Genomic DNA, 24,238 nt, shown 5'->3' on the forward strand with positions numbered 1-24,238 from the left:
TCAGCGCCGGTTGTCGCTGCCTTCGAGCATGCTCACGTAGCTGTCGTAGCGGGGCAGGGCAATTTGGCCCTGGTCTACGGCTTCGCGCACAGCGCAACCGGGTTCGTGAGTGTGCTGGCAGTTGTGGTAGCGGCACTGGTTGAGCAGGGCGCGCATTTCCGGGAAAAAGTGGGCCAGCTCGCCCGGCTTCATGTCCACGAGGCCCAGTTCCTTGATACCGGGCGTATCGATGATGAAGGTGCCGGGCCGTACTTCCAGCATTTCAGCAAACGTGGTGGTGTGCACGCCTTTATCGGAAAACTCGCTGATTTCAGCCGTTTTGATGTCGAGGTCGGGCACCAGAGTATTAATAAGAGTGCTTTTGCCCACTCCCGAATGCCCCGACAGTAGCGTGGTACGTCCATCGAGTAGGGCATCAATAGCGGCCACACCTTCGCCGGTGTGGGCCGAGCAGCGCAGGCCAGGGTAGCCAATTCGCTCATACATGGCCTGAATCTGACCTTGATAGTCGTTTAGGTCGTCGTCGTAGAGGTCGGTTTTGTTGAAAATCAGGGTTACCGGAATGCTATACGCCTCGGCCGTCACCAGAAACCGGTCGATAAACCCGAACGAGGTAGCCGGGGAGGCCAGCGTCACGACCAGCATGGCCAAGTCGAGGTTGGCGGCTACGATGTGGGCGTGCTCGGTTTTGTGCACCGAACGGCGGATGATGTAATTACGGCGCGGCTCGATGTGGTGAATCACGCCGGCGCCCTCAGTTTGCTCTTCCACCGTGAATTCCACCTGGTCGCCTACGGCCAACGGATTGCTCACCTTCAGGCCTTTCATCTTGAACTTGCCCCGCAGCCGGCACCGATGCAATTGCCCCGTGCCCACCTCGCGCACCACGTACCACGAGCCCGTAGATTTAACGATTGTTCCGGTCATTCAGTGAAATGGTGAGATAGTGAAGTGGTGAGTTTGTGAAGTGGGCTGATGGTGAGGTGGTGAACTTGTGAGATAGTGAGTTGATATTTTGGCAGCGCAGTCCGTGCAAATGACGCAATTAGAACATCATCTCACCATCTCACAAGTTCACCACCTCACCATCAAGCCACTGCATAATTTTGCTGGTAGCGCCGCTGCTTTGGAATACATAATCGAGGCTAATGTCCTGCAAGCGCAGCCGGGCAGCTTCATTATGAAACAAGGGCGTGAAGGCTTGGTGCAACTCTGCGGCCGAAGCCACCGGAAAGGCACAACCAAGAGCCACCAAATCTTGCGCCTCCTGAAACTTATGGTAAGTCGGCCCAAAAAACAGAGGCAGTCCGAAAGCTGCCGCTTCCAGTGTGTTGTGCAAGCCCTTGCCAAACGCGCCGCCGATGTAAGCATATTGCCCGAACCGGTATAGCTGACTCAGTAACCCCACATTGTCCATGAGCAGTACCCGTGTGCTGCCAATAGTGTCGGGCTGAGCCTGGGAGTAGCGTAATACGCGGCCCGGTAGCGCCGCTTCCACCAGCTTCAGGTTAGTTTCACTGATTTCGTGGGGCGCTACAATGAACCGAAGCTGGTTTTGGTACTGCTCGAGCAGGGGCGTTAGCGCGGGTAAGTCCTCGGGCCAACTGCTGCCAATGATAAACACGGGAGTCCGGTCTTGTACGAAAGCATCAACAAGCGGCAATGGCCGGGGCGGTGCTGCTGCCGTGCGCACCACCGTATCGAAGCGGGTGTCGCCGGCCACGCTGGCGTTGGGTACGCTGGCCGTGCGCAGCAACTCTACCGATGCTTGATTCTGCGTGAAGATGTGCGTGAAGTTGCGCAGCATCCGGCGGTAAAACCCGCCCCAGGGTTGGAAAAACACCTGTTCGGGCCGGAAGATGGCCGAAACACAAATGGTTGGCACCTGACGCCGTTTTAGCTCAACCAAAAAGTAGTGCCAGAACTCATACTTCACAAACACGGCCAGCCGAGGGCGCACCGCTTCCAGGAAAGTGAGCGCGTTGGCGGCCGTATCAAGCGGCAGATAGAACACATGGGCGGCGCCCGGCCAGTTTTTACGCACCTCGTAGCCCGAGGGCGAGAAGAACGTCAGCACAATTTTGTGGTTGGGATGCTGTTGGCTGTAAGCCTCTATCAGCGGCCGCCCCTGTTCAAACTCGCCCAAAGAAGCACAGTGAAACCAAGCCAACGGGGCTGTTTCATTGCGTAGAGTCTGCTGAATGTGCGGCAACAAATTGCGGCGGCCCTGTATCCATTGCGCCGCTTTGGGCACAAAGGGGGCTGCTAGTTGCAGAAGCAGCGCATATAGGCGTAGCGCTAAAGTATATAGGAAAAGCAAATGCGGATTCGGGTTGCAGGTGGCAGATTTTCAGCTGCCAATGCCAAGCAAAGCCTGACCTCGGCAGCTGAAAAGAAGGGCAAAAGTACAGCTAACTACCGGTAGTTGGCTGCTGCCCCCACACGTAACCCCGTTACGCACTACGAGTGGCGCGCACCAAAAAACTTGGCCAATCCTTCCTTGGTGTTGGTTATAGCTTCCTGGCCGGGCTTCCAGTTCACAGGACAAGCCTCGCCCGACGTCTCGTAGTGCTGTAGGGCGTCAATCATGCGTAGGGCTTCGTCTACGTTGCGGCCAAGGTGCCCATCGTTTACTACTTGGTGCCGTACGATGCCATCTTTGTCAATTAGAAACAAGCCACGGTAGGCCACCGGCGACCCAACAAACACCATTTCGCCGGCTTCGTTGTAGTCATAGCGCCCGCCTAGCACGTCGTAGTTAGCGGCAATTGTTTTGCTGGCATCGGCTACCAATGGGTACGTAACGCCTTCGATACCACCTTTTTCGCGCGGGGTTTGTAGCCACGCCATGTGCGAGTAGCGCGTGTCAGTGGAGCAGGCTACCACAGCTACATTTTTAGCTTCAAATTCGGCTAAACGCTCCTGAAATGCCAGGATTTCGGTAGGGCAGACAAACGCGAAATCGGCTGGGTAAAAGTAGAACAGCACGTGCTTTTTGCCTAAGTAGCGGTCAAGCGAAAAGTCGGCCTCGAATTCGCCGTTGACAATAGCAGTGGTTTTGAAAGAAGGAGCGCGCTTACCTACGAGGACGGCCATTTTGGGGTGCTGATTATGGGTGTGTTGATGGGAAAGAGTAGCTGCGTCAGGTGCTTTCAAATGCGCAGATTTCCTTCTTGCCCTAACGTAGGGATGACAACAAAGTTGAAGTGCCACTCATCCGCCCTTCAACCTGTCAGCTCAACAGTCAGAATTCAGCATAGTAACTCATCAACCCCGGCACACAAACTGAAACGTCTGGCGGGTGCGCTGTTCGAGTAGTAGTTCCCGGCTGCTGGTGAGCTGCTGAATACTGGCCGCATCGTAGTTTTTGATGGTGTACAGTTCCAGGCCGGTGTTGTAGTGAATGGTAAACTGGTCGCGCAACGCTTCCAGTAGCTTTTCAAGGCGGTGCTCTGAAAAATCGGCGCAGATAGAAAAGCTAATGGCTGAGTTTTGCATCAGGTTGATTTTCAGGCGTGCCTGCGCCAGCGCCCCGAATATCACCTCCAGGTTTTCCTCGGAAATAAAGGCAAAGTCCCGGGACTCGAACGAAACCAGGCACTGATTCACTTTGCGGATAAACGCCGGTGCCAGCAAGCCGTGCTGGCAGTCATGAATCTTGGTGCCCTCGGCCGTGGGGTCCAAAAATGACTTCACGTACAGCGGAATCTGGCGTACGGCCAGCGGCTTGATGGTTTTGGGATGAATGACCGAAGCCCCGTAGTACGCCATTTCGATGGTTTCCTGGTAGCTGATTTCCGGGTAACGCACCGTGTTCTGGAAAATCTTGGGGTCAGCGTTGAGCAAACCCGCCACGTCCTTCCAAATCGTCACCGACTCGGCCTGTAGGCAGTAGGCCAGAATGGCGGCAGTATAGTCGGAGCCCTCCCGGCCAAGTGTGGTAGTAAGCCCGCTAGCCGTCCCGCCGATGAAGCCTTGTGTTACAATAGGGCCTTGGGTCAACAGTGGTGGAAGTGTGGTGGCAATGATACGCTCTGTGGTCGGCCAATCGACGCGGCCTTCGCGCCAAGCGTGGTCGGTGCGGATAAGGTGGCGGCAATCCAGCCACTGCGCCTTTAGCGCGCTAGCCACAATGCGCGTTGCCAGCAACTCCCCGAAGCTCACCACTTGGTCGTACTGCTTGTCGAAGTCGCCGGACGTAAGCGTTGCCAGCCGGTCACTGAGTTGCTCTAGCAATTGATTGAGGCTGGGCTCGTTGGGCGTGTGGCCAAGTACATTGCCAGTTTGCTCGGGCAGTAGCTCCCGCGCCACACCTCGGTGAAAGTCAGTTAGCTGAGTTACGTGAGTGGTATAGTCTTGGCCGGCGTAGGCTAACTGAAAAATCTCCTCTAGCGCATTGGTCGTCTTGCCCATAGCCGACACCACAATCAGCAAGGAACTGCCAGCCCCTTGCTCTTGCACCACTCGAACGAGGTTGCGGATAGCGGCGGCATCTTTCACGGAGGCGCCGCCGAACTTATATGCTTTCAGGGAGTGCGAATTTTGCATGGCCCCAAATGTAGGAAATGAAGCTTGGCCTGAAAGTTTTGAGACGGCAATACGCAACACAATGGTTTGCGGAAAGGCCGAACCTAAGCGTAGCGAAATTTCGCTTTTTCAGCGCCGAAAAAGGGTTTAATTTTGAGCACCTACCGACTCCATTTTTCAATTCTTTATGAATCAACACGACAAACTGGCGCTGCCCGTTGGCACTACCCTGGACCGTTTCATCATGCGCAAGCAGGAAGACTTTCCCTATGCCACCGGAGAATTGTCGCAGCTACTGCGCGACATTGCTTTGGCCGCCAAAATCGTGAACCGCGAAATCAACCGCTCCGGCCTAATTGATATTGCCGGGGCCTACGGCAACCGCAACGTACAGGGCGAAGACCAGCAGAAGCTCGATGTTATTGCCAACATCCGCTTTATCCGGGCGCTTCGCAATGGGGGAGAGGTTTGCACCATTATCAGTGAGGAAGACGAAGAAGTTATCCAGACCGGTAACACGCAGGGCAAGTACATCGTGGCTATCGACCCGCTCGATGGCTCCTCAAACATTGATGTAAATGTGAGCATCGGTACTATTTTCAGTATCTACCGCCGCGTATCGCCGACGGGCACTGAAGGTACCATGGCTGACTGCCTCCAAACCGGCACCAATCAGGTGGCGGCCGGCTACGTTATCTACGGCTCTAGCACCATGATGGTGTACACCACCGGCAACGGCGTGAACGGCTTCACCTACGAGCCGTCGTTGGGCGAGTTTTTCCTGTCGCACCCCCAGATTGTAACACCCCAGACGGGCGCTGTGTACTCAGTGAACGAAGGCAGCTCGGCCTCTTTCTCGGCCGGCATGACTGGCTTCATCAACCACTGCAAAGAGGCGAATTACTCGGCCCGCTACATTGGTTCGTTGGTAGCCGATTTCCACCGTAACCTGCTGAAAGGTGGCATCTACATTTACCCGCCCACCAGCAAGTCGCCGAACGGCAAGCTGCGCTTGATGTATGAGTGCAACCCGCTGGCTTTTATTGTTGAGCAAGCCGGTGGCAAGTCCAGCAACGGCCGCACCCGCACCATGGAACTGCGCCCCGAGGACATGCACGCTCGTTGCCCATTATTCATTGGCTCGAAGGAATTGGTAGAAAAGGCTGAAGAATTCCTGGCTCAGGAAGAGGTAATAGAAAGCTAAAAAGCAACTACATATTGCAATAAAAAAGGCCCGCCGGAAATTATCCGGCGGGCCTTTTTTATTGCTAGGACTTTATTAAAAGCTACTCTTTGCTTTTGGCTGCTTTCTTAGCGGGCTTCTCGGTGGCTTCTGCCTCGTCGGTTTCCGCTTCCTTTTTCTTTGCTTTCACCTTCTTCGCTACGGGTTCATCGGCTGCCACCTCGTTGGTTTCGGCGGTTGGAGCATCTGCCTCAGTGGTGGTGGCTTCATCTTCGGTGGCGGGGGCCTGGTAAGGCAGGGTACTGCTTACGGCGTGGTACCACTGCACCAACTTCTTGATATCCGACATGTACACCCGGTCCCGGTCGTAATCAGGGATAATCTCGCCCATGAAGGCCGTTAGGTCCCGGTCGTCCGACTTGTGGGTTACGGCGAGGTCAGCGCCGTATTTCTGGTGCACCCGGTCGAATACCTCCGTAAGCGGAACGGTCTGGTCGTAGTCCTGGGTGTAAATGGAAATTTCCTGGAGCAATGACACTTTATTGCGAGCCGAAGCTACCGAGCGGGTGGCCCGCGCATCCAGGCTTTCGATGATGACGCCAGCGCGGGTAGGTTTCACGAGGCGGTACAGACCGGGCATTCCGCTGATGGCGGCAATTTCCTTGAGGTCGTAGGGCATAAGTACAGAACAGTTATTGAAAAACGCAAAGTTACTCAGTTGCGGCGGCTTGGCCGGGCGCGGGCAGTTTAAATACGATGGGCAGGCTGGTCAGGATGGCGTAGTCGGGCTTTTTGAATTGCAGCAGCTTCACTACACGCAGGGCTTCCTCACCGCAGCCGCCACCTACTTGTTTCACCAACTTTACACCTTCCAGTGTACCACTCGTCGTTAGGGTGAAGCTCACCACACAGGTGCCCTGAATCCGGTTGCGCTTGGCCAGAATCGGATATTTCTTCTCTTTCTCGATGAAAGCATACATGGCATCTTGGCCGCCTTCATAGTACTCGGCTACCGGAATGGCTTTGGTTACACCACCGGCCTGATGCTGCGGAGCAGTGGTAACAGGGGCTGTTTCGGGGGCAGGAGCGGCGGGCTTGGTAGTTTGCGCAAATGCGGGGGCTGCGCCCGCACATAGGCCCAGAGCCAGCGCGACAGTAAGTTTTTTCATGAAGTTGAAACTGGGTGGTAAAAAGTAACGCAAGGCAGGAATACCTCGCGCGGCCTATAGGCAATTACAAGGCCAATTTATGCATTCTGTTGGGTTTCGGCCAGTTGCCGGTTTACATTCTCAATGAAGCTCAACACTTCGTCGCGGCCGGTTTTCTCCTCGGCCGACGTAACGAAGTGCTGCGGCACTTCTTCCCAATTTTCGCTCATCTTCTTCATATAAGCGCTTACCTGCTGGCTGGTGCGGCTATGCGACTGTTTATCGGCCTTGGTAAATACCATGACGAACGGAATGCCTTCAGTACCTAGCATTTCCATAAACTCCAGATCAACGGCTTGGGCAGGGTGGCGCGAATCAATCAGCACAAACACGCAACTCAGGTTTTCGCGCTTACGCAGGTAGTAATTGATCATGCGGCCCCAAGCTTCCCGATTGGTTTTACTGGTTTTGGCATAGCCATAACCTGGCAAATCCACTAGGTACCACTGCTTATTAATTATGAAGTGGTTGATTAATTGGGTTTTACCGGGCAGTGAAGACGTTTTGGCTAGGCCGCGCCGCTCCACTAGCATGTTGATCAACGACGACTTGCCTACGTTGGAACGGCCAATAAAAGCATACTCGGGTAGCGTAGGAGCGGGGCACTGATCTACGCGCGTGTTGCTCATCAGGAATTCAGCGTCACGGATTTGCATCGGAAAAGGAAACTAGTTTACGTACAAAGGTAAGCAGTTCAGTAGCCGTCGTTGATTAATATAAATTTTCAGCTAAAATCATTGTGATTTGCGAAGCACGTCTATATTTGCGCAGTTTCAGATAGATATCGAAATGATATATTCAAACCCGGCGTCCGCATAAAGTGAAATTCAAGGGTAATCCACTAGTAATTGGATGAGGCTAAGGCCGTATTATAAAGTTTCTATCTTTGCCCGCAGATTGCCTTACCACGCACAAATAGCTGATAAGGTCAATTGCACAAAAAGAGTTCTTTTTCGGGCATTTTACCACCAAAAAATACTTTTTTACTTAACCCTGGAACGGGTTTTCAGTATAACGGGGCAACCTACAAGAAACACTACTGGCACACGCTGCTGCCGCGGTTTTATCTTCCCCATTCCTCCGCAACTCCTTATTCTTCAAACCCCCTCCAACAATGGACAACTTAGTCAGAAGGTTATTGAAAGCCTCTTGCGCCTTCGCTCTTGCCGCTGCCGTGGCCCAGCCCGCGCTGGCTCAGAGCACGCGCAAGCAGCTCAAGACTGCAAATAAGTTCTTCGAACAAGAGAACTACCGGGCCTCTATCCCTTTCTACGAACAAGTGTTGGCCAAGGAGCCGAATAACCCGCTCGCACTGTTTCGGGCCGGTATTTCTTACATGTCGTTTGATAAGGAGAAAGCCAGTGACTACATCTATAAGGCCCAGAAGCTGAAGCCGAAGGTGTCGAAGGATGTGGAGTACTGGTTGGGGCGGGTTGACCACTTGAACTACAATTTCGACGAAGCTATTTCCCACTTTCAGGCCTATAACACCACGCTGAAAGCAAAGGACACGCGGAAAGCCGAATTGGCGCAGCTGATTCAGCACTCGAAAAACGCTAAGGTGCAGTTCAACAGCCCCAAGGATATTTTCGTGAAAAACCTGGGGCCTACGGTGAACACGCCGTATGCTGAGCATAGTCCGGTTATTTCATCGGATGACAAGATGCTACTTTTCACTTCGCGTGGTGAGAACGTAACGGGCGCCGGCAATACAGATGGCAAGAAGGGCGGTAACATTGCTACTGATGGTGAGTACTACGAAGATATCTTCGAGACCAAACGCATCGACGACGAAAACTGGGACAAACCTCGCTCGTTGAGCGGCGTGCTGAACGGCAAAGGCCATGATGCTTCCACCCAGCTTTTCGACAACGATAGCAAGCTGCTGATGTATCGCCAAGATGAAAATGGCGATATTTTCTACTCCGAGAAATCGGGGGGCGACTGGACTCAGCCCAAAAAACTCAATCAAAACATCAACTCGAAAGCCTTTGAGTCAGATGCGTACATCACGCCAGATGGATTGACCATTTACTTCTCAACGGGTAAATACTCGGAGGATGGCACGCTGGATATCTACTACGCCACACGCCAGGCCGGTGGCGACTGGGGTGCTGCCAAATCGATGGGTAGCGCCATCAATACCAAGTACGATGACGACAGCCCGTATTTGAGCCGTGATGGTAAGACGTTGTACTTCTCGTCGCGCGGCCACAACACGATGGGCGGTTACGATATTTTCAAGTCGGAGTACGACTCAATCGGCAAGAAGTGGGGCCGCCCTGAAAACATGGGCTACCCTATCAACACGCCTGATGATGATACCTATTACCGCTTAAGCCCTGATGGCAGCTACGCTTATCTGTCGTCGTACCGCATTGGAGGCTATGGTGAGAAGGATATTTACACCATCAACTATATCAAGAATGCCACTATTCGTGGTAAAGTGTTAAGCCAAAAGGATAGCACTGTCATTCCGGGTGTGGAGTTGGTGTTTAGTGGTACCCAAGCCGACAAAACAGCACTGAGCTACCGCGACATTACCAAGCCAATCACCGGCGACTATCAGGTGAACGTGCTGTCGGGCCGCTCGTATCAGGTGGCTCTGTCGAAAGATGGTAAGAACATCACCACGGAGGAATTTGCCATTCCGGTTTCTACCAACGACTCGACGGTTGTCGAAAAGAACTTCTACGTGCCATATGTAGATACCACTTCGCAGGTGGCGTTCAAGAATATCTACTTCGATACCGATAAGTTCAAGCTGCGGCCGGAGTCGATTACCGAACTGAATAACATCAGCGGTATTCTGAAAGCCAACCCTGGCGTGAACATTTCAATCGAAGGCCATTGCGACTCGCGCAACACCGACGAGTACAACATGGTACTCGGCCAGAACCGCTCTAACGCCGCTTATAACTACCTGAAGAAAGCCGGTATTGCTGAAACGCGCATGGTAACGGTGAGCTACGGTGAGCGTCGTCCGGCAGCTGCCAACGATTCGCCGGAAAACATGCAGCTCAACCGCCGCGTGGAGTTCCGTCCCATTGTGAAGGAAGGCGAAGCTGCTCCGGTGCTGACGCCAGGCGCTCCGGCTCCCGCACCAGCCCCTCAGACCGCTGCGCCGCTGCAACCCGGCAAAAGCAAAGTGAAGCTGGCCGATGGCACCAAGGTGAAAACCAAGGTGGATGAAGACAGCGACAAAGTGAAGGTGAAAACCAAAGGTGCTAACGACGAGAAAAGCAAGACTGTAACCAAGGACGGCACCATCGACTCGAAGGCTAAAGACGCCAGCGGACAGAAGGTCAAAGTGAAGACCGACAACGACTAAGCTGTCGAGTTTGATAGGAACGGCGGGCCGGGCATTTGTCCGGCCCGCTTTTTTTTCAACATAATGGCTGAACAGACGTTATGATTGGGCAATTTTGCTGTTCGTATCCTCGTTGTTCGCCCCAGAACCATGGCCGTAGTACCCTACAAAGACGACACCGCTGGCAAGAAGTCCCAGGTAGCCCACATGTTTAATAGCATTGCGGGCAAGTATGACTTCCTGAACCACTTCCTGAGTGTTGGCACCGACATTTATTGGCGCCGCAAGGCGGTAAGCGAGCTAAAAGCCCTACGCCCGGCCCGCATCCTTGATATTGCTACCGGCACGGCTGATTTCGCAATTGAAACGCTACGCGCGGCCTCCACCGACGCGCAAGTGACGGGCGTGGATATTTCGGAAGGCATGCTGGAAGTAGGCCGCCGTAAACTCCAGGAAAAAGGGTTGTCTAACCGCATTCAACTGGAACTCGGCGACTCAGAAAACTTGCCGTATCCCGACAACCACTTTGATGCCGTAACCGCCTCGTTTGGGGTGCGTAACTTTGAAAACCTAACCAAAGGACTAACTGAAATGCGGCGCGTACTGCGGCCGGGTGGCAAGCTGGTGATTCTGGAATTCTCAAAACCTACGGCATTTCCACTCAAGCAAGCCTATAATTTCTATTTTCGGCGCGTGCTGCCCGTCTTTGGCAAGATGATTTCCAAAGACAATTCCGCTTATACCTACCTGCCCGAGTCGGTGCAGGCCTTTCCCGACGGCCCCGACTTCCTGGCTATTCTCCGGGAAGTGGGCTTTAACACTCCTGCATGGCAACCCCTGACCTTCGGCATCAGCTCCATTTACACCGCTCACAAATAGGCCGCGTTGCGCTGGTATCATTCCTTGCGCTAGCCACTTCCTTGGGGGCGCAGGCCCAGCGCAAAAGCAGTTCCAGTGCTAGCCGTGGCAAAGGTGGCCGGGTGAAGTCGATTACCGTAAATAACCTGCCGGGCTACGACGACAAGTGGTTTCACCCGGGTTTCTATATTGCGCCGCACAGTTCCCGATTCGTAATTGAGCAGTCAACTGCTTATATTCAGAACCTGAACACCAACCGTGGGGTAACAGCCAATGCCATCAGTAGCGCAGGCTTTTCGGTGGGGTTTGTGGGAGATGCACGATTGGGGGACTATTTCAACTTGCGTTTTGCGCCGGGCGTGAGCTTCGTTACTCGCCAGATTGAGTTTAAGCCGCTGGGCTACACGCCCGACCCAGCGAGAATGAATGACCCAACTGAGATTATCACGCAGGAAGTAGGAGCTACCCAAGCCGATTTTCCATTGCTGCTTAAGTTTCATTCAGAGCGGCGCCGCAACACCAGAGTGTACGTGGTGGGAGGGGTGAAGCCTAGCGTGAACGTAGGCAACCGCCGCAAAGACCCGGACCGTAATCAGATTACGGCCGCCAATACCGACATGGCCATTGAATATGGTATCGGGCTGGATTTGTTTTATCCGTACTTCAAATTCGCGCCTGAATTGCGCTTCTCGCACGGCCTAAAAAACCTCTATGAGCCTAGCAACAATGTGTATAGCAACAGCTTGCAAAGCCTGCGTAGCAATACCGTAACGCTATACCTCACATTCGAATAGAACATGAATTGCGGATAGCTGCATTGTTGTATGGTTGGCCGTTCTGCCCTGAATGTCAGAGTAGCCACCCATACAACAATGCAGCTATTCGCAATTAAACAACTCAACAACCTATGAAAACTGCGTTTATTACCGGCGCTTCGTCGGGTATTGGCCGGGCTACAGCCGTAGCATTGGGCAAGGTGGGCTTTCGGTTGGTAGTAACTGGCCGGCGGCGGGAGCGGCTGGATGAGCTGGCGAAAGTGCTAGCCACGGTGCCCGTGCATATTCTCACGTTTGATGTGCGCGACCGAGCTGCCACAGAAGCCGCTATTGCCAGCCTGCCCGCCGAATTTGCCGAAGTGGATGTGTTGATTAACAATGCCGGTAACGCCCACGGACTGGCCCCCATCCAGAATGGTGACCCTGCAGACTGGGATGCCATGCTGGACGGCAACGTGAAGGGTTTGCTGTACGTGAGCAAAGCCTTGTTGCCAACCATGATGCGCCGCCAAAGTGGGCATATTATCAACATCGGGTCGGTGGCTGGGCATGAGACGTACGCCAACGGCAACGTGTACTGTGCCTCAAAAGCTGCCGTAGCAGCCCTGACTAAAGGAATGCGGCTGGATTTGCTGCCGCATCATATCCGAGTGGCTGAGGTGAATCCCGGCGCGGTGGAAACCGAGTTTTCGCAGGTGCGCTTCAAGGGCGACACTGACCGCGCTGCAACCGTATACAAAGGTTTCGAGCCGTTGCGGGCCGAGGATGTAGCCGACGTTATACAATTCATGGTAACCCGTCCGTCGCACGTGAATATTGCGGAGGTACTCTTATTTCCCGCTGCCCAAGGTGCTGCCGCTACTATTCATAAGGAATAGAAACCAACTACGGTAAAGAGAAAAAGCCCCATTCAAAGGGGCTTTTTCATGATGCTTCAACTAGCCTTGTAGCGCCAAGCGGGTACTTCGCTAGGCGAGGCTATCGGTACGAGTATCGTTAGTATAAATCTGCCGAAGTGTATCTGCGTGCAATGCGTGCTTACCATTGAAGCGCAAAACGTCCAACCCAACGCCTAGACTCGTAAGATACTCCTGTTGCGCGGCAAGTTTCTCAGGACCGACAAATGGATCTTCGGTGCCTGCTACCAGCGTAACGGGTAGGTTCTGTAACAGATGTGCCGCAACAGGTAGCTCCATATCGGGTGGGAAAACGCCGGCCCATAGCACCAACCGCCGCGGCTTGAATTGGGCGCGAGTAAGCCAGCGGCTGACCGTGGCAGCTCCTTGCGAGAAGCCCAACACGGTAACGCCTACGTTAGTGGTAGTAGTAGCGAAAATATGGCTGGCCAGTTGGTTGAGGTAATTTGTATAGTCCTCGATTTCAGCATGGCGGTCTTCGCGTGTCATCCAGGTAGCCCCGATTCGGCCCCGGCCGTTGGTATTATTTTCCAGGTAGAAGCGGGAGAGTCCTTCCGGTGCCACTACCACCAGCGTTGGGTCGGGGGCAACAAGAGCTGCAAAGTGACGGATGAAGTACTCAGCCAGCTGCCCGTAGCCGTGGCACACTACCCACACCTGCTGAGTGTGTTTTGATAACTCGCCTAGTTGAAAGTACCGGGCCGTACGACTAACGACCAGATGATGCTCGTGTGCAAGCATGGTAGAGAAATACTGGTGCGGTGCCTAGGCCTTACTGCTTCGACGTTGGCCGCGGCAAATCATCGGGCGTAAAGCCGAACGGCAGCAGGTCGGAGAGGCTACGGAACCGGTAGATGGTGCCGTTAGGGCCAGGTAGCAGCAGCGGAATAGCCTGGCGTTGGCGGTGTTCATATTCGGCCATGACCTGGCGGCATGCGCCGCAGCTGGTTACGGCTACAAAGTCGCCGTTGGCGGGGCGGGCAGCTACGGCCATGCCTACAATGCGCCGGTCGGGTTGGGTGGCGGCCAGGCCAAACAGTGCAGTGCGCTCGGCGCAGAGGCCCGAAGGAAAGGCGGCGTTTTCCTGGTTGGTACCCCGAAAGACGGTGCCATCGTCTAGTAACAGCGCCGACCCTACGTGAAAGTGCGAATAAGGAGCGTAGGCGTGGTCGGTGGCGGCGCGGGCCGCTTGCCAGGTGGTAGCTTCGGCGGGAGTTAGGTCAGCTTCGGTGAGAACCTCAACATCAATAGTGAGGCGGAGCGGTTGGGCCATGGAAAGAGCGGGAATAAAAGAAGTGCCGGTTCCGACTGGCGGCCCCGGTAGCGTAAGGGGCGGTGAATGTACTACAATTATCAATGAGGGAATAGGCGAATGGCCGGCTGTGGGCACCGTCGAATGAAAAACTTTACGCGCATAGCTCGTGGATTGCGTAGTCAGACAACATTTGTTGTCTTACATTCACCCCTTCACCCACTCACCCTTTCCTAATGACGCGTTTGTTGCTGCTCGGTGCGGGCCGGTCCTCTTCTTCCCTCATTCAGTATTTGCTGCGTCATGCGGCTACCGAAAGTTGGTTTCTAACTGTGGCCGACATGGCTCCGGCTCATCTGGTGCCCGTGCTGGCGGCCCACACCGAGTACGCCCGTGCGGTGCCTTTCGACATTCAGGATGAGGCGCGACTCGATGAGCTAGTACGCAATGCAGACATTGTAGTATCGATGCTGCCGGCCCTGTTTCATGGGGTGGTGGCACGCACCTGCGTGCAGCATCGGCGGCACTTGGTGACGGCCAGCTACGTGAGCGAGGAAATAAGAAGCTTGCACGAAGAGGCACAGGCGGCCGGCAGCCTGATTCTCATGGAATGTGGCTTGGACCCCGGCCTCGACCATATGTCGGCCATGGCGGTAATTGAAGACATTCGGACGCGGGGTGGGCACATTACATCTTTCCATTCGTACTGCGGCGGCTTGCTGGCACCCGGCTCCGAAGGTGACAATCCGTGGCAGTACAAGTTCACCTGGAACCCTCGCAACGTAGTGCTGGCGGGCCAGGGTACGGCCAAATACCTGGAAAACGGCCACCCTCGCCTAATACCCTACCAGCGTTTGTTTGCTGCGGCTACTCCGCTGGAAGTGCCCGGCTACGGCGCATTTGAAGGCTACGCCAACCGAGACTCGCTCAGCTACCGTGCGCCTTATGGCCTGCAGAATATTCCTACTATTCTGCGGGGCACCCTGCGCCGGCCCGGCTATTGCGCCGCCTGGCACGCACTGGTGCGCCTCGGCCTCACCGACGATTCCGGCCGGCTGGGCAACGCCGCTACTTTCACATGGCGGGAATTGCTGGAAGCCTACCTGCCGGTTTCGGTGCCGCGCAAAGCCACGGAAACAGACTTGGCCATGCAGTTTGCCGATTACCTGGACTTGCCTTTCACGGGCCCCGAAATGCAGCGGCTGCAATGGCTAGGCTTGTTTACCGATAAAGCCGTGGTCCTCGCCGATGCCACTCCCGCACAGTTGCTGGAGTACCTGCTAACGGAGAAATGGCAGCTGCAACCCCACGACCACGACATGATTGTGATGCAGCACCTTTTCGGGTTCGAGCTGGGTGGGCAGCATCACCGCCGCACGTCTTCGCTGGTAGTACTCGGCGATGATGCCACGCATACGGCTATGGCCAAAACTGTGGGCTTGCCCGTAGCCATGGCAGTGCGGCGGCTGGCGCGGGGCGAAATCAAGCAGTGCGGCGTAATCATTCCCACCCAAGCTGATTTGTACGCACCGATTCTGGCCGAACTAGAGGCGGATTACGGTATCCGGTTCGTGGAAGAGGAAGTAGTAGGATAACTGGGTTGAGCTTTTCTCACTGGAAAGACAAGTTTACGGGTACGGCGGCGTTGCATGTCCTATGCTAACTAGTTTCAAGTGAAAGCCTACTTCCTGCTTCGATGGCGCGTGCTCAGCCGGCAACTAATTGAGATGGGCTGGTGGCGGCCGTTGCTACTGGCCCCGGTACTGATAGCAGCAATTGGCAATGCCTTGGTCGTGCTGTCTAAGCACCAAACAGCTCAGTGGCTGCTGCCATTGCTTCTATTTTTCTTGACGATAAGCCAGCACCGCCGCCGCGCCGACCTAGGTTTTCTACACCTTGCCGCGCCTAATTTTCGGCAGTGGCTAGCTGCTGAATATGTTCTGTGGAGTGTGCCGGTAGTACTGGTGCTATTGGCGTTCGGGCGGCTTGAAGTAGCGGCCCTGACTGTAGCCTTAGTGCCGTTGGCTGCCTGGGTGCCGCCCGCCCGCCCCCAAACCAGCACCCAACACCGGCGCAGTGTGTTCCGTAGCGAAGCATTTGAGTGGGTGAGTGGCTTCCGGCAAACCAGAGCAGGTTGGGTGTGGGGTGGGTTGGTGCTGGCGGCTAGCTGGTGGCATCAGTACCCGCTGGCCCCAGCCTTAGCCATAGGCGCGTGGGTTCTGACTTTGAGCGCATTATACGCCACTCCCGAACCTTCTTCGATGCTGCTGCCGGCGCTTCGTCAACCCAGCCACTGGCTCCGACGGCGTGTAGCACTGGCGCTGCTGTATTTCGTGCTAACGGCCGCGCCATTTACTTGGCTGATGGGCACAGCCTCTGCCGGGTGGGGTAGCGCTGCCGCGTTGCTGCTGTGGGGAGTGGCTGTACTCGTGATGGTAGTGTTGGTTCGCTATGCTTTCTACCCGCATGCCTTGCTGGTGCGCCTAACGCAGGGGGCGGTAGTGTCCGTTGCGTGCCTGCTGTTCGGGCATCCAGTGTATCCGGTATTGCTGCTGGTAACTTTTTTCGGGCTGATCTGGAAAAGTAACCGGCAATTATCCGCATTTCGTCATGATTGAAATAGTAGCGCTTTCCAAGCAATTCGGGTCGCAGCAAGTGCTGCACGATGTGGGCCTGACGTTGCGGCCCGGTACGCTGCACGGCCTAGTAGGAGCCAACGGCGCTGGCAAAACCACGCTGTTGCACTGCCTCTACGGTCTGCACGCCGACTACCAAGGTACAGTGCGCGAAACCACAGGCCTGCCCATCCGGCCCAATACGGGCCTTTTGCCTTATGAGCCGTACTTCTATCCCCGGCTTACCGGCCGTGAGTATTTGGAATTTACGTTGCAAGCCCGCGGCCGGTCCGTGGTTGATTTTGCACCATGGAATCAGCTGCTAGAGCTACCTCTCGACCAGTACGCCGAAGAATATTCGGCGGGCATGAAGAAGAAACTGGCGTTGCTGGCCCTGCTAGTGCAGCCTTTCCGCTACCTTATTCTCGACGAGCCCTTCAACGGCCTCGACCTTACTACCAACCTGTTGCTGATGGAAATTCTGCGGCGGCTGCGCCAACAAGGCACCGGTATCCTGCTGACCTCGCACCTACTGGGCTCCCTCACTGAACTGTGCGACGAACTCACGGTACTAGCCGACCACACCGTGCGCCGCCGTTATCTGGCCCACGAGTTCAGCCAGGTCCAACCCGATTTGCTCGACGGTTTCTACCAAGACAAGCTAGCTCAGGTGCGAAAACTCCTACCAGAAAGCTGATTGCCACAGTGCGTGTTGCACTGTTAGCTCATCACAGGGCCAAGTAAAACGGCCCCAATAACGCCTGAAAGTCCGGTGAATATTCGTCGTTTGCCGTGACCAACAACTCCTGCGTCTGCACAGGCTGTGGCTGTTTGCCGAAAGCTGTAATGTGGCGTAGCGGCTTGCTGCCAATTCGGTGCCGCAGTACCAGGCGCGTGAGTGGGAACAAGCCGGCGTGAGTGGCGTCCCGCTCGAAATGCTGCATTTCTGGTGGCGGGAGTAATACGGTCAGCAGGCCCTGCATGGTAAGGAAATCAGCTGCAAACTGCGCCAGCTCCAGAAAAGACAGCGTATCTGGAGCGGTGTGGCGGGCGGTGGCGCGCTGGGCATCGGGGGGGCGTAAGGAGTGGCGGAAGAACGGCGGGTTGCACAGGATGTGGTCGAACGGATCTGGGCTAGTAGCCGCAAATTCTGCTAGGGCCTGGGCATGCAGGCGGAGGCGCGGCGCCCACGGACTAGCTCGGAAGTTTTCGGTGGCTTGGCTTGCCGCGGCTGGGTCTAGCTCCACGGCTTCGATGGTGGCGGCCTTGTTGCGTTGGGCAGCCATTAAAGCCAGTAAGCCGGTGCCCGTACCTATATCCAGTATGCGCTGGGCCATGGCTATATCAGCTGCGGCACCCAGTACACAGGCATCGGTGCTCACCTTCATGGCGCACTCGCTCTGCTCGATGCGAAACTGCTTGAACTGAAAATACGAGTTAGCCACCGGACTGTGGGAAGATAGGGGAGGATTGTCTGCTGCACCGGCCCGACAAGTCAGTGCAAATTCGTTGAAGCCCCGGTTTTGCTGCCTGCCTATTGTCCGGCGGCGCGGCGCTTTTCATCTTCGGCGCCGGTAGCACGCTTGCGGGTAGGGGCTACTTCCTTGCTGCCAAAATTATAGCTAAACGCAACGGTTACCACGCGGGTATCCTGGCTGCTGCGCTGATTGGCCCTAATAACCTCATAACGCGCCGATGAGCGGACTGGCGCGGTGTAAAGCAGGTCGGTGGCATTCAGGCGCAGAGTGCCTCGCCCGGCCAGCAGGCTCTTCTGCATCCCCACCGACAGCTGCCCGAACGAGCGAATCAACTCAAAGGCATACTGCTCGCGCGAGTGGTAGCTACCATTCACGTCGGCGGTCCAGCCTTTGCCCAACTCAAACGAGTTATTAACGCTCAGAATAGCGCCTATTTGACCGGGCAGCGTGGCCGAGCCAGCGAAGGTGCCATTGAAATAAATGTAAAACAGCTCGGCGTCGGCGTACAGCTGCCACCACTTGGCGGGGCTGAGTGGGGCCGTCAGTGTGAAAGCGTAGTAGTGCTCATTCGCCAGATTCGCATACGTTGAGCGAACCAAGGTGTCGTTTTCGAGGCCATACACCGACACGATAGGCCGGGTGGTATAAGCGTAGCTCAAACTGCTGGTGAGCTTGTTCAGCGTGTAGGTTAGCTCGGCTTTGTAGCTTGGCTGAGCTTGCAAAGCCGGATTACCGGCCCGGTACGTGGTGGGGTCTACGTAAAAGCGCAGGGGATTGAGCTGGCTGTAGGTCGGTCGGTCGAGGCGGCGGCTAAGTGAAAAGCCGATTTCGTGGGTTTTGGAAATCGTATGGCGCACGCTCAGGTTAGGAAACAGCTGGAAGTAGTGCCGGTCGAAATTGCCACTGGCCTGGGTTTGCCGGCCGGTGGCGTTGGTTTGCTCGGCGCGTAGCCCAGCTGTTAGAGTAAGCTCCGGCGTGCTATGGCCGACACTTACGTAGCCTGCGTTGATGTTCTCTCTGTATTGAAAGCGGCTGGACTGGTTGGGGTCTAGCAAGGTTATACCGCCGGCAGTGGTATAAAACACCACATCGTTGTCGGAATGCACCCAGCTGGCTTTTAGGCCTGCTTCCAGCCGCAGCCCGCCCCGCAGGGGGCGCACGTAATCAGCCTTAACCGACTGGATGGTGAGCGTGCCGTCTTGCGCACTGGTGAGTAGGCGTGGCGCGCGCGACGGGAAGAAGTAGGTGGTAGCCAACGACAAATTTCGGTTGGTACCGTAGCGGGCTATATCGGCGTCGGCGGTTAGTTCTGGCGTGCCTACTGAGTCGGCAGGGAATAGGTGGCGTAAGGTGAGGTTACCGGCTACGTTGGGCGTGTGGACCACGCTCAGGTTGCGGGCAGTATACCCAAGCGTAGGCTGCCCGGTACCGTCGTAAAACGCTGAGCTGTTGCTGCCATCCACGGGGGTACTGCTACCCAGGCCGCTTACCACCGCGCCCAGCGTAGTACGAGGATTGAGGGTGTAATCAAGACCAGTTTTCCAGGTGTGCGACTCCACATCAACGCGCCGCGCGTTGTACTGTGAACTGCTGGAGGTCAGCTGCTTGTTCCGGAAGTAGCTCCGGTCGAAGGCTAAATTTTGAAAGCCGTTACGGTCGGTGTAGGAGTAGGATCCATAGAGGTTGAAGGTCCGGTTGCGGTGATTCAACGACAAGCCAGTGTTCAGTTTGCCATACCGCCCACGGCCGTAGCTGATGTTGGCGCTGCCGTTGGTGCCCAGGCGCTGGTCTCTCTTGAGGTTTATGGCAATGATACCGGCTCCGCCCTGTGCGTCGTACTTGGCGGGTGGATTGGTTATCAACTCTATGGTGCTGACTTGCTCGGCTGGCAACGAGCGAAGCAGCGTCGCCAACTCAGTGCCCGTGACGGGTACCCGCTTGCCATCGAGGAGTACCAGCAAGCCCTGTTTACCCCGTAGCGCTAAGTTATCGTTGCCGGCAACGGTTACGCCAGGAGCTCGGCTTAGCACATCAAGCGCCGTGTTACCACTGGCGAGGGTGCTGTTTTCCACGTTGATGATGGTGCGGTCTGGCAAACGCTCGAATACTGTTTTCTGGCCCGTTACGGTCACTTCTTTAAGCTGCACCGTAGTAGGCACCAACGCTACAACAAGCGGCGCCGAGGCCGCAGCTGAAACTTCCACCGGGCCCACCCAGACGCGCACATAACCCAACTGCACCACCGACACCAGATAGTTTCCTGGCTCGGGAGCAGCAAGTGTAAAGCGACCATCAGTGGCGCTGAATTCCGTTTTGACTGTCAGTGAGTCGGTGGCACGATGTAGCGTGACTGTAGCCGCCTCTACGGCTGCTCCATCCCGAACATTCACCACGCCGCTGACAGGCGCCAGGTTTTGGGCCGCCAGCGGAAAAACTGGCAGCAACAGTGTGGCCAGCAAGCATACAAACCAACCCGAAGGCTGGGCAAAGGCAAAAAACATGGGCACCATCCGTGAGTGAGAAACCGGAGCGTGCAAGAGGTGTGACCAGCGAAGCAAATAATATTGTAAGGAGTGCTTCGTGGTAAAGTATAGCAGAGCAGTTTACGCACTCAACTAGTAGAATTCAAAGAATAAACTGTCGAATACGCGTAGGAAAGATACTATATAATTGAGCTAAATAATGTAGGGACAGATAATAATACTAACAAAAAGAGCATTCTACGAAAAGCAAGGTGCACAGTAAAATGCAAAAAACCCGACCATAGAGGTGCTGAATTATTCAGGAAACCTCAACTAGTCAGGGTTTTACTGCAACCAAGAGTAATGTGCATTAAGTGGGGCTACAAGTATAGCCCCACTTATTAGCGTAATGCTTCCAAAGCAGCTTTCAAGCGGGGCAAAGCGGCCTCAATAGACGCCAAGGAAGCGCCGCCTACTGACATACGGAACCACGGTGCCGTATCGGAGGTGCCAAACGCACTGAAAGGTACCAGGGCCAGCCGGGCTTCCTTAATCAGGTAGAACGTAAGGTCTTTAGTGGTAGCTAGCACCTCGCCAGCCGGAGTAGTGCGGCCTAGTACGTCCAGCTTAGCCGTGAGGTAAATAGCCCCCATTGGCACCATCGAATCGACAGGCAGGCCCTGGCGCTGCAGATCTTGCAAGCCCTTGTGCAGTGTGTCGAGGCTGCGTTGGATGTTGGCTTTAAAATCGGTTGTAAACTGGTCAACCGCCTCGGTCTGTGGTAGGTACTTGGCGGTGGCTACTTGCTCGGCCTTGGGCGCCCAGGCCCCCACGTGGCCCAGAATCGACTTCATCTTGTCGATGACCGTGGCCGGACCAAATGCGTAGCCCACGCGCACCCCGGTAGCGGCCAAGCACTTTGAGATGCCATCAATATAAATAGTATAGTCGCGCAGTTCGGGGCGCAGGTTTACGGGGTCGAAGTGCTGGGTTTCGCCGAAGGTTAGCATCCAGTAAATCTGGTCGTAAAGCAGATACAGTGGCTTCTCATCGGGCTGGCGGCGCAGGTTTTCGGCTACTACCAAATCGCAGATTTCCAGCAGGTTCTGCCGCGAAAACACGGTGCCGGTGGGGTTGAGCGGGGAGCATAACGCCAGCAGCGTCGCGCCGGGTAGGTGCGGGGCTAGCTCGGCGGCGGTAGGCATGAAGTTGTTTTCGGGCAGCGTTTCCACCATCACCGCCTCGGCACCAGAGAGGTGGCAGTAGTGGTTGTTGTTCCAACTTGGTACCGGAAACACCACCCGGTCGCCGGGGTCGATAAGGGCCAAGTAGGTAGCGTAGATGAGCGGCCGGGAGCCGCCGGCTACCAGCACGTCGTTGGGGGAGTACTCCAACCCCAGCCGCTGCTTGGTGAAGGCGGTAGCGGCTTCGCGCAGTGCAGCCATACCATTGGCGGGTGGGTAGTTGGTGTTGCCGGCCTGGTAGGCGGCAGTGATTTCAGTTTGTAACTCGGTTGGAATGGGGAAGATGGTCGGGTCGAAGTCGCCGATGGTCAGGTTGCAAATCTGCTCCCCCTTCCGGATCATCTCGTTTACTTCATTGCCTATTTTGATGATTTCGGAGCCAATCAGGCTACCCGCCATTCGCGAAACTTGCATGAGGAAAGGTGTTTTGGTCGGCCAAATATAGAGCCTAAGGCTCATACGAAACTGTCATTTCGAAGCAGGAAAAATCTGGTATTATTTACTTTAACTTCTTCACTCAGATTCTTCCGGCGTCGGAATGACAGCTCGTGCTGTTGCGTCATTTCGTAAACTTGTATCCCTAAAACTGCCGCAATATGTCTGCTCCGTTGCTTGAGATTCAACTGCCCAACCTGGCCGCCTTGCCCGCCGTCGCTTCCCGAGTGCGCGACGTTATTGAGGGGCAATCGGCTACTATCGTGTGCTTTGAGGGGGAGATGGGCGCGGGCAAAACCACGTTTATCAAGGCGCTGTGCGAAACTATGGGCGTGCTGGCCGCCGACGTCAGCAGCCCCACCTTCGCCCTTGTCAATGAGTACCGCGACGTCCGCAACCATCCCATCTACCACTTCGACTTCTACCGCCTCGACAGTCCGGATGAAGCCGAACGGATTGGCGCGTTGGAGTACTTCGATTCTGGCTATCTTTGCCTGATAGAGTGGCCCAGCCGTATTGAGCCGCTCTTACCTTCCAACCGACTACTTATCCGGCTCACCGTTACTGGCGACGAGTCGAGGGAATTAAAAATTACGAATTAAAAATCAGGATTGTTCGTGCCACCGCCCTTTCCAAGGTGTTCATCGGACAGCCCTCCCAATTTTTAGTTTTTGATTCTCAATTTTCAATTGAAAAATGCCCGAAGCAGTACCTCCCGGATTCGAGTCGTTGGCGGCTAGCCGCGCCTATTTCACCCAAGAATCCATGCTGGCCGTGGAGGTGCGCAAGCGTAAGCTGTTTATCGGGCTGCCGCGGGAAACGTCGCTCCAGGAAAACCGCATCTGCCTGACGCCGGAGGCGGTAAAGCACTTGGTAGAGGAAGGCCACGAAGTGGTGATGGAAAGCGGGGCAGGGGAGCCCAGCAAGTACTCCGACCACGACTACTCCGAAGCCGGCGCCACCATTGCCTATTCGCAGAAGGAAGTGTACGAAGCCGACCTCATCCTGAAAGTGGCCCCGCCCACTCAGGACGAAATCGAGTTTCTGAAAGCCAACCAGACCCTGATTTCAGCGCTGCAATTCGGTACGCTCACCGCCGAGTACGTTATGGCTCTCACCCGTAAGAAGGTGAATGCCATCAGCTTCGAGCTGATTAAGGACCCCAGCGGCGCGCGGCCGGTGGTGCGGGCCATGAGCGAAATTGCCGGCTCGACCGTCATGCTGATTGCTGCCGAATACCTGGCCCGCTCCAACGAAGGCAAGGGTATTATCCTGGGTGGTATTACCGGTGTGCCGCCTTCCCAGGTGGTGATTCTGGGGGCGGGCACCGTGGCCGAATACGCCGCCCGCGCCGCTACTGGCCTCGGCGCCGAAGTGAAGGTGTTTGACAATCACATTTATAAGCTGCGCCGGCTCAAGCAAAACCTGGGCACCCAGCTCTACACCAGCACTCTCGACACCTTCGCGTTAAGCCAGCAAATCCGCCGTGCCGACGTGGTAATCGGGGCCCTGAACTCCGAAGAGGGCCGCGTGCCGTTTATGGTGCCCGAAAGCATGGTGGCCAGCATGGCGCCCGGCTCGGTGATAATCGACGTGAGTATTGACCAAGGTGGCTGCTTCGAAACCAGCGAAATGACCACCCACAACAAGCCGGTCTTCCGCAAGTACGACGTTATTCACTACTGCGTGCCCAACATTGCCAGCCGCGTGCCGCGCACCGCTACCAACGCCCTGAGCAACATCTTCACGCCCATTTTGCAGGAAATCAGCCAGCACGGCGGCATCAACGAGGTGCTGTTCTCGAACGAGCATTTCCGCAGCGGCGTGTATATCTATAAAGGCTCGCTCACCAACGCTACCATCGCCAAGCGCTTCAATATGCGCTATAAGGAACTAAGCCTGATGATTGCCGTGCGGAATTAGAACGTAGATTGTTGAATAATACGCCTAAGGCTGAGAGAACCGGCGCGAAT

22 protein-coding genes are annotated in these 24,238 nt (G+C 55.4%); 10 read left to right on the plus strand and 12 right to left on the minus strand.

The window, feature by feature from the left end; genetic code table 11:
- The 4 genes from rsgA to G536_RS0107205 form a co-directional block, all read right to left on the minus strand.
- A complete protein-coding gene (gene rsgA, locus G536_RS0107190) occupies positions 1-927 on the minus strand; it encodes a ribosome small subunit-dependent GTPase A (protein WP_022822908.1) in 927 nt (308 codons plus the stop codon).
- 139 nt (positions 928-1,066) lie between these two features.
- Complete coding sequence (locus tag G536_RS0107195; RefSeq protein WP_022822909.1) at positions 1,067-2,320, minus strand: 3-deoxy-D-manno-octulosonic acid transferase; 1,254 nt, start codon at positions 2,318-2,320, stop codon at positions 1,067-1,069.
- Between the two features lie 140 nt (positions 2,321-2,460).
- Positions 2,461-3,096 carry a peroxiredoxin gene (locus G536_RS0107200; protein WP_022822910.1) on the minus strand — a complete coding sequence of 212 codons (636 nt, stop codon included), beginning with the start codon at positions 3,094-3,096 and terminating at the stop codon, positions 2,461-2,463.
- 171 nt (positions 3,097-3,267) lie between these two features.
- Positions 3,268-4,548, minus strand: a complete 1,281-nt coding sequence (locus tag G536_RS0107205; protein WP_022822911.1) for an aspartate kinase — start codon at positions 4,546-4,548, stop codon at positions 3,268-3,270.
- Positions 4,549-4,714: 166 nt separating this feature from the next.
- Between G536_RS0107205 and fbp the strand changes: the two genes are divergently transcribed.
- Positions 4,715-5,731: a class 1 fructose-bisphosphatase gene (gene fbp, locus G536_RS0107210; RefSeq protein ID WP_022822912.1), complete on the plus strand. Its 1,017-nt coding sequence runs from the start codon at positions 4,715-4,717 to the stop codon at positions 5,729-5,731.
- Between the two features lie 82 nt (positions 5,732-5,813).
- Here the strand turns inward: fbp and G536_RS0107215 are convergent, their stop codons facing one another.
- The 3 genes from G536_RS0107215 to yihA all read right to left on the minus strand — a co-directional run bounded on the left by G536_RS0107215 (position 5,814) and on the right by yihA (position 7,574).
- On the minus strand, positions 5,814-6,389 hold the full coding sequence (locus G536_RS0107215; RefSeq protein ID WP_022822913.1) for a DUF5606 family protein: 576 nt from the start codon (positions 6,387-6,389) through the stop codon (positions 5,814-5,816).
- 31 nt (positions 6,390-6,420) lie between these two features.
- Positions 6,421-6,879 carry an energy transducer TonB gene (locus G536_RS0107220; RefSeq protein ID WP_022822914.1) on the minus strand — a complete coding sequence of 153 codons (459 nt, stop codon included), beginning with the start codon at positions 6,877-6,879 and terminating at the stop codon, positions 6,421-6,423.
- Between the two features lie 77 nt (positions 6,880-6,956).
- Complete coding sequence (gene yihA / locus G536_RS0107225; protein ID WP_022822915.1) at positions 6,957-7,574, minus strand: ribosome biogenesis GTP-binding protein YihA/YsxC; 618 nt, start codon at positions 7,572-7,574, stop codon at positions 6,957-6,959.
- A gap of 482 nt (positions 7,575-8,056) precedes the next feature.
- On the opposite strand from yihA, the gene G536_RS0107230 reads away from it, so the two are divergent.
- From G536_RS0107230 to G536_RS0107245, 4 genes are all read left to right on the plus strand, one after another.
- A complete protein-coding gene (locus G536_RS0107230) occupies positions 8,057-10,249 on the plus strand; it encodes an OmpA family protein (RefSeq protein WP_022822916.1) in 2,193 nt (730 codons plus the stop codon).
- Positions 10,250-10,378: 129 nt separating this feature from the next.
- The gene (ubiE, locus tag G536_RS0107235; RefSeq protein WP_022822917.1) at positions 10,379-11,107 is read left to right on the plus strand and encodes a bifunctional demethylmenaquinone methyltransferase/2-methoxy-6-polyprenyl-1,4-benzoquinol methylase UbiE; all 729 of its coding nucleotides are present in this window, start codon (positions 10,379-10,381) and stop codon (positions 11,105-11,107) included.
- Entirely contained in the window at positions 11,056-11,880 is an 825-nt protein-coding gene (porT, locus tag G536_RS26735) for a type IX secretion/gliding motility protein PorT/SprT (protein WP_084708520.1), read from the plus strand. Before ubiE ends, porT begins: the two co-directional genes overlap by 52 nt.
- Before the next feature lie 113 nt (positions 11,881-11,993).
- Positions 11,994-12,740, plus strand: coding sequence for an SDR family NAD(P)-dependent oxidoreductase (locus G536_RS0107245; protein WP_022822919.1), 747 nt, complete (start codon positions 11,994-11,996; stop codon positions 12,738-12,740).
- Between the two features lie 90 nt (positions 12,741-12,830).
- On the opposite strand, the gene G536_RS0107250 is transcribed toward G536_RS0107245, so the two are convergent.
- Both G536_RS0107250 and cdd read right to left on the minus strand, forming a co-directional pair.
- Positions 12,831-13,520 carry an alpha/beta hydrolase gene (locus G536_RS0107250; RefSeq protein WP_022822920.1) on the minus strand — a complete coding sequence of 230 codons (690 nt, stop codon included), beginning with the start codon at positions 13,518-13,520 and terminating at the stop codon, positions 12,831-12,833.
- 31 nt (positions 13,521-13,551) lie between these two features.
- Positions 13,552-14,052: a cytidine deaminase gene (cdd, locus tag G536_RS26740; protein WP_022822921.1), complete on the minus strand. Its 501-nt coding sequence runs from the start codon at positions 14,050-14,052 to the stop codon at positions 13,552-13,554.
- A gap of 215 nt (positions 14,053-14,267) precedes the next feature.
- Here cdd and G536_RS0107265 point away from each other — a divergent pair, with 215 nt between their 5' ends.
- The 3 genes from G536_RS0107265 (at position 14,268) to G536_RS26745 (ending at position 17,343) form a co-directional block, all read left to right on the plus strand.
- Positions 14,268-15,626, plus strand: a complete 1,359-nt coding sequence (locus tag G536_RS0107265) for a saccharopine dehydrogenase C-terminal domain-containing protein (protein ID WP_022822922.1) — start codon at positions 14,268-14,270, stop codon at positions 15,624-15,626.
- Positions 15,627-15,704: 78 nt separating this feature from the next.
- Complete coding sequence (locus G536_RS0107270) at positions 15,705-16,649, plus strand: hypothetical protein (protein ID WP_022822923.1); 945 nt, start codon at positions 15,705-15,707, stop codon at positions 16,647-16,649.
- Positions 16,642-17,343 (plus strand): ATP-binding cassette domain-containing protein, encoded by a 702-nt coding sequence (locus G536_RS26745; protein ID WP_022822924.1) that lies wholly within the window; start codon positions 16,642-16,644, stop codon positions 17,341-17,343. Before G536_RS0107270 ends, G536_RS26745 begins: the two co-directional genes overlap by 8 nt.
- Positions 17,344-17,374: 31 nt before the next feature.
- On the opposite strand, the gene G536_RS0107280 is transcribed toward G536_RS26745, so the two are convergent.
- The 3 genes from G536_RS0107280 to G536_RS0107290 all read right to left on the minus strand — a co-directional run bounded on the left by G536_RS0107280 (position 17,375) and on the right by G536_RS0107290 (position 22,244).
- Positions 17,375-18,091 carry a tRNA1(Val) (adenine(37)-N6)-methyltransferase gene (locus tag G536_RS0107280; RefSeq protein ID WP_022822925.1) on the minus strand — a complete coding sequence of 239 codons (717 nt, stop codon included), beginning with the start codon at positions 18,089-18,091 and terminating at the stop codon, positions 17,375-17,377.
- Between the two features lie 89 nt (positions 18,092-18,180).
- Positions 18,181-20,625 carry an outer membrane beta-barrel protein gene (locus G536_RS0107285; protein WP_051166911.1) on the minus strand — a complete coding sequence of 815 codons (2,445 nt, stop codon included), beginning with the start codon at positions 20,623-20,625 and terminating at the stop codon, positions 18,181-18,183.
- Between the two features lie 362 nt (positions 20,626-20,987).
- Positions 20,988-22,244, minus strand: a complete 1,257-nt coding sequence (locus G536_RS0107290; protein ID WP_026879932.1) for a pyridoxal phosphate-dependent aminotransferase — start codon at positions 22,242-22,244, stop codon at positions 20,988-20,990.
- 182 nt (positions 22,245-22,426) lie between these two features.
- On the opposite strand from G536_RS0107290, the gene tsaE reads away from it, so the two are divergent.
- Both tsaE and G536_RS0107300 read left to right on the plus strand, forming a co-directional pair.
- Positions 22,427-22,867, plus strand: a complete 441-nt coding sequence (gene tsaE / locus G536_RS0107295; RefSeq protein WP_071837678.1) for a tRNA (adenosine(37)-N6)-threonylcarbamoyltransferase complex ATPase subunit type 1 TsaE — start codon at positions 22,427-22,429, stop codon at positions 22,865-22,867.
- A 94-nt stretch (positions 22,868-22,961) separates the two neighbouring features.
- Entirely contained in the window at positions 22,962-24,188 is a 1,227-nt protein-coding gene (locus G536_RS0107300; RefSeq protein ID WP_022822929.1) for an alanine dehydrogenase, read from the plus strand.
- Positions 24,189-24,238 lie beyond the last annotated feature (50 nt).

The sequence above is a fragment of the Hymenobacter norwichensis DSM 15439 genome (assembly GCF_000420705.1).
In the GTDB taxonomy this organism is placed as follows: Bacteria; Bacteroidota; Bacteroidia; order Cytophagales; family Hymenobacteraceae; genus Hymenobacter; species Hymenobacter norwichensis.

Coding starts and splice junctions, on each gene's coding strand:
- rsgA (WP_022822908.1), bottom strand. CDS start 927: ATGACCGGAACAATCGTTAAATCTACGGGCTCGTGGTACGTGGTGCGC.
- G536_RS0107200 (WP_022822910.1), bottom strand. CDS start 3,096: ATGGCCGTCCTCGTAGGTAAGCGCGCTCCTTCTTTCAAAACCACTGCT.
- G536_RS0107205 (WP_022822911.1), bottom strand. CDS start 4,548: ATGCAAAATTCGCACTCCCTGAAAGCATATAAGTTCGGCGGCGCCTCC.
- fbp (WP_022822912.1), top strand. CDS start 4,715: ATGAATCAACACGACAAACTGGCGCTGCCCGTTGGCACTACCCTGGAC.
- G536_RS0107215 (WP_022822913.1), bottom strand. CDS start 6,389: ATGCCCTACGACCTCAAGGAAATTGCCGCCATCAGCGGAATGCCCGGT.
- G536_RS0107220 (WP_022822914.1), bottom strand. CDS start 6,879: ATGAAAAAACTTACTGTCGCGCTGGCTCTGGGCCTATGTGCGGGCGCA.
- yihA (WP_022822915.1), bottom strand. CDS start 7,574: ATGCAAATCCGTGACGCTGAATTCCTGATGAGCAACACGCGCGTAGAT.
- ubiE (WP_022822917.1), top strand. CDS start 10,379: ATGGCCGTAGTACCCTACAAAGACGACACCGCTGGCAAGAAGTCCCAG.
- porT (WP_084708520.1), top strand. CDS start 11,056: ATGGCAACCCCTGACCTTCGGCATCAGCTCCATTTACACCGCTCACAA.
- G536_RS0107245 (WP_022822919.1), top strand. CDS start 11,994: ATGAAAACTGCGTTTATTACCGGCGCTTCGTCGGGTATTGGCCGGGCT.
- G536_RS0107250 (WP_022822920.1), bottom strand. CDS start 13,520: ATGCTTGCACACGAGCATCATCTGGTCGTTAGTCGTACGGCCCGGTAC.
- cdd (WP_022822921.1), bottom strand. CDS start 14,052: ATGGCCCAACCGCTCCGCCTCACTATTGATGTTGAGGTTCTCACCGAA.
- G536_RS0107265 (WP_022822922.1), top strand. CDS start 14,268: ATGACGCGTTTGTTGCTGCTCGGTGCGGGCCGGTCCTCTTCTTCCCTC.
- G536_RS26745 (WP_022822924.1), top strand. CDS start 16,642: ATGATTGAAATAGTAGCGCTTTCCAAGCAATTCGGGTCGCAGCAAGTG.
- G536_RS0107285 (WP_051166911.1), bottom strand. CDS start 20,625: ATGTTTTTTGCCTTTGCCCAGCCTTCGGGTTGGTTTGTATGCTTGCTG.
- G536_RS0107290 (WP_026879932.1), bottom strand. CDS start 22,244: ATGCAAGTTTCGCGAATGGCGGGTAGCCTGATTGGCTCCGAAATCATC.
- tsaE (WP_071837678.1), top strand. CDS start 22,427: ATGTCTGCTCCGTTGCTTGAGATTCAACTGCCCAACCTGGCCGCCTTG.
- G536_RS0107300 (WP_022822929.1), top strand. CDS start 22,962: ATGCCCGAAGCAGTACCTCCCGGATTCGAGTCGTTGGCGGCTAGCCGC.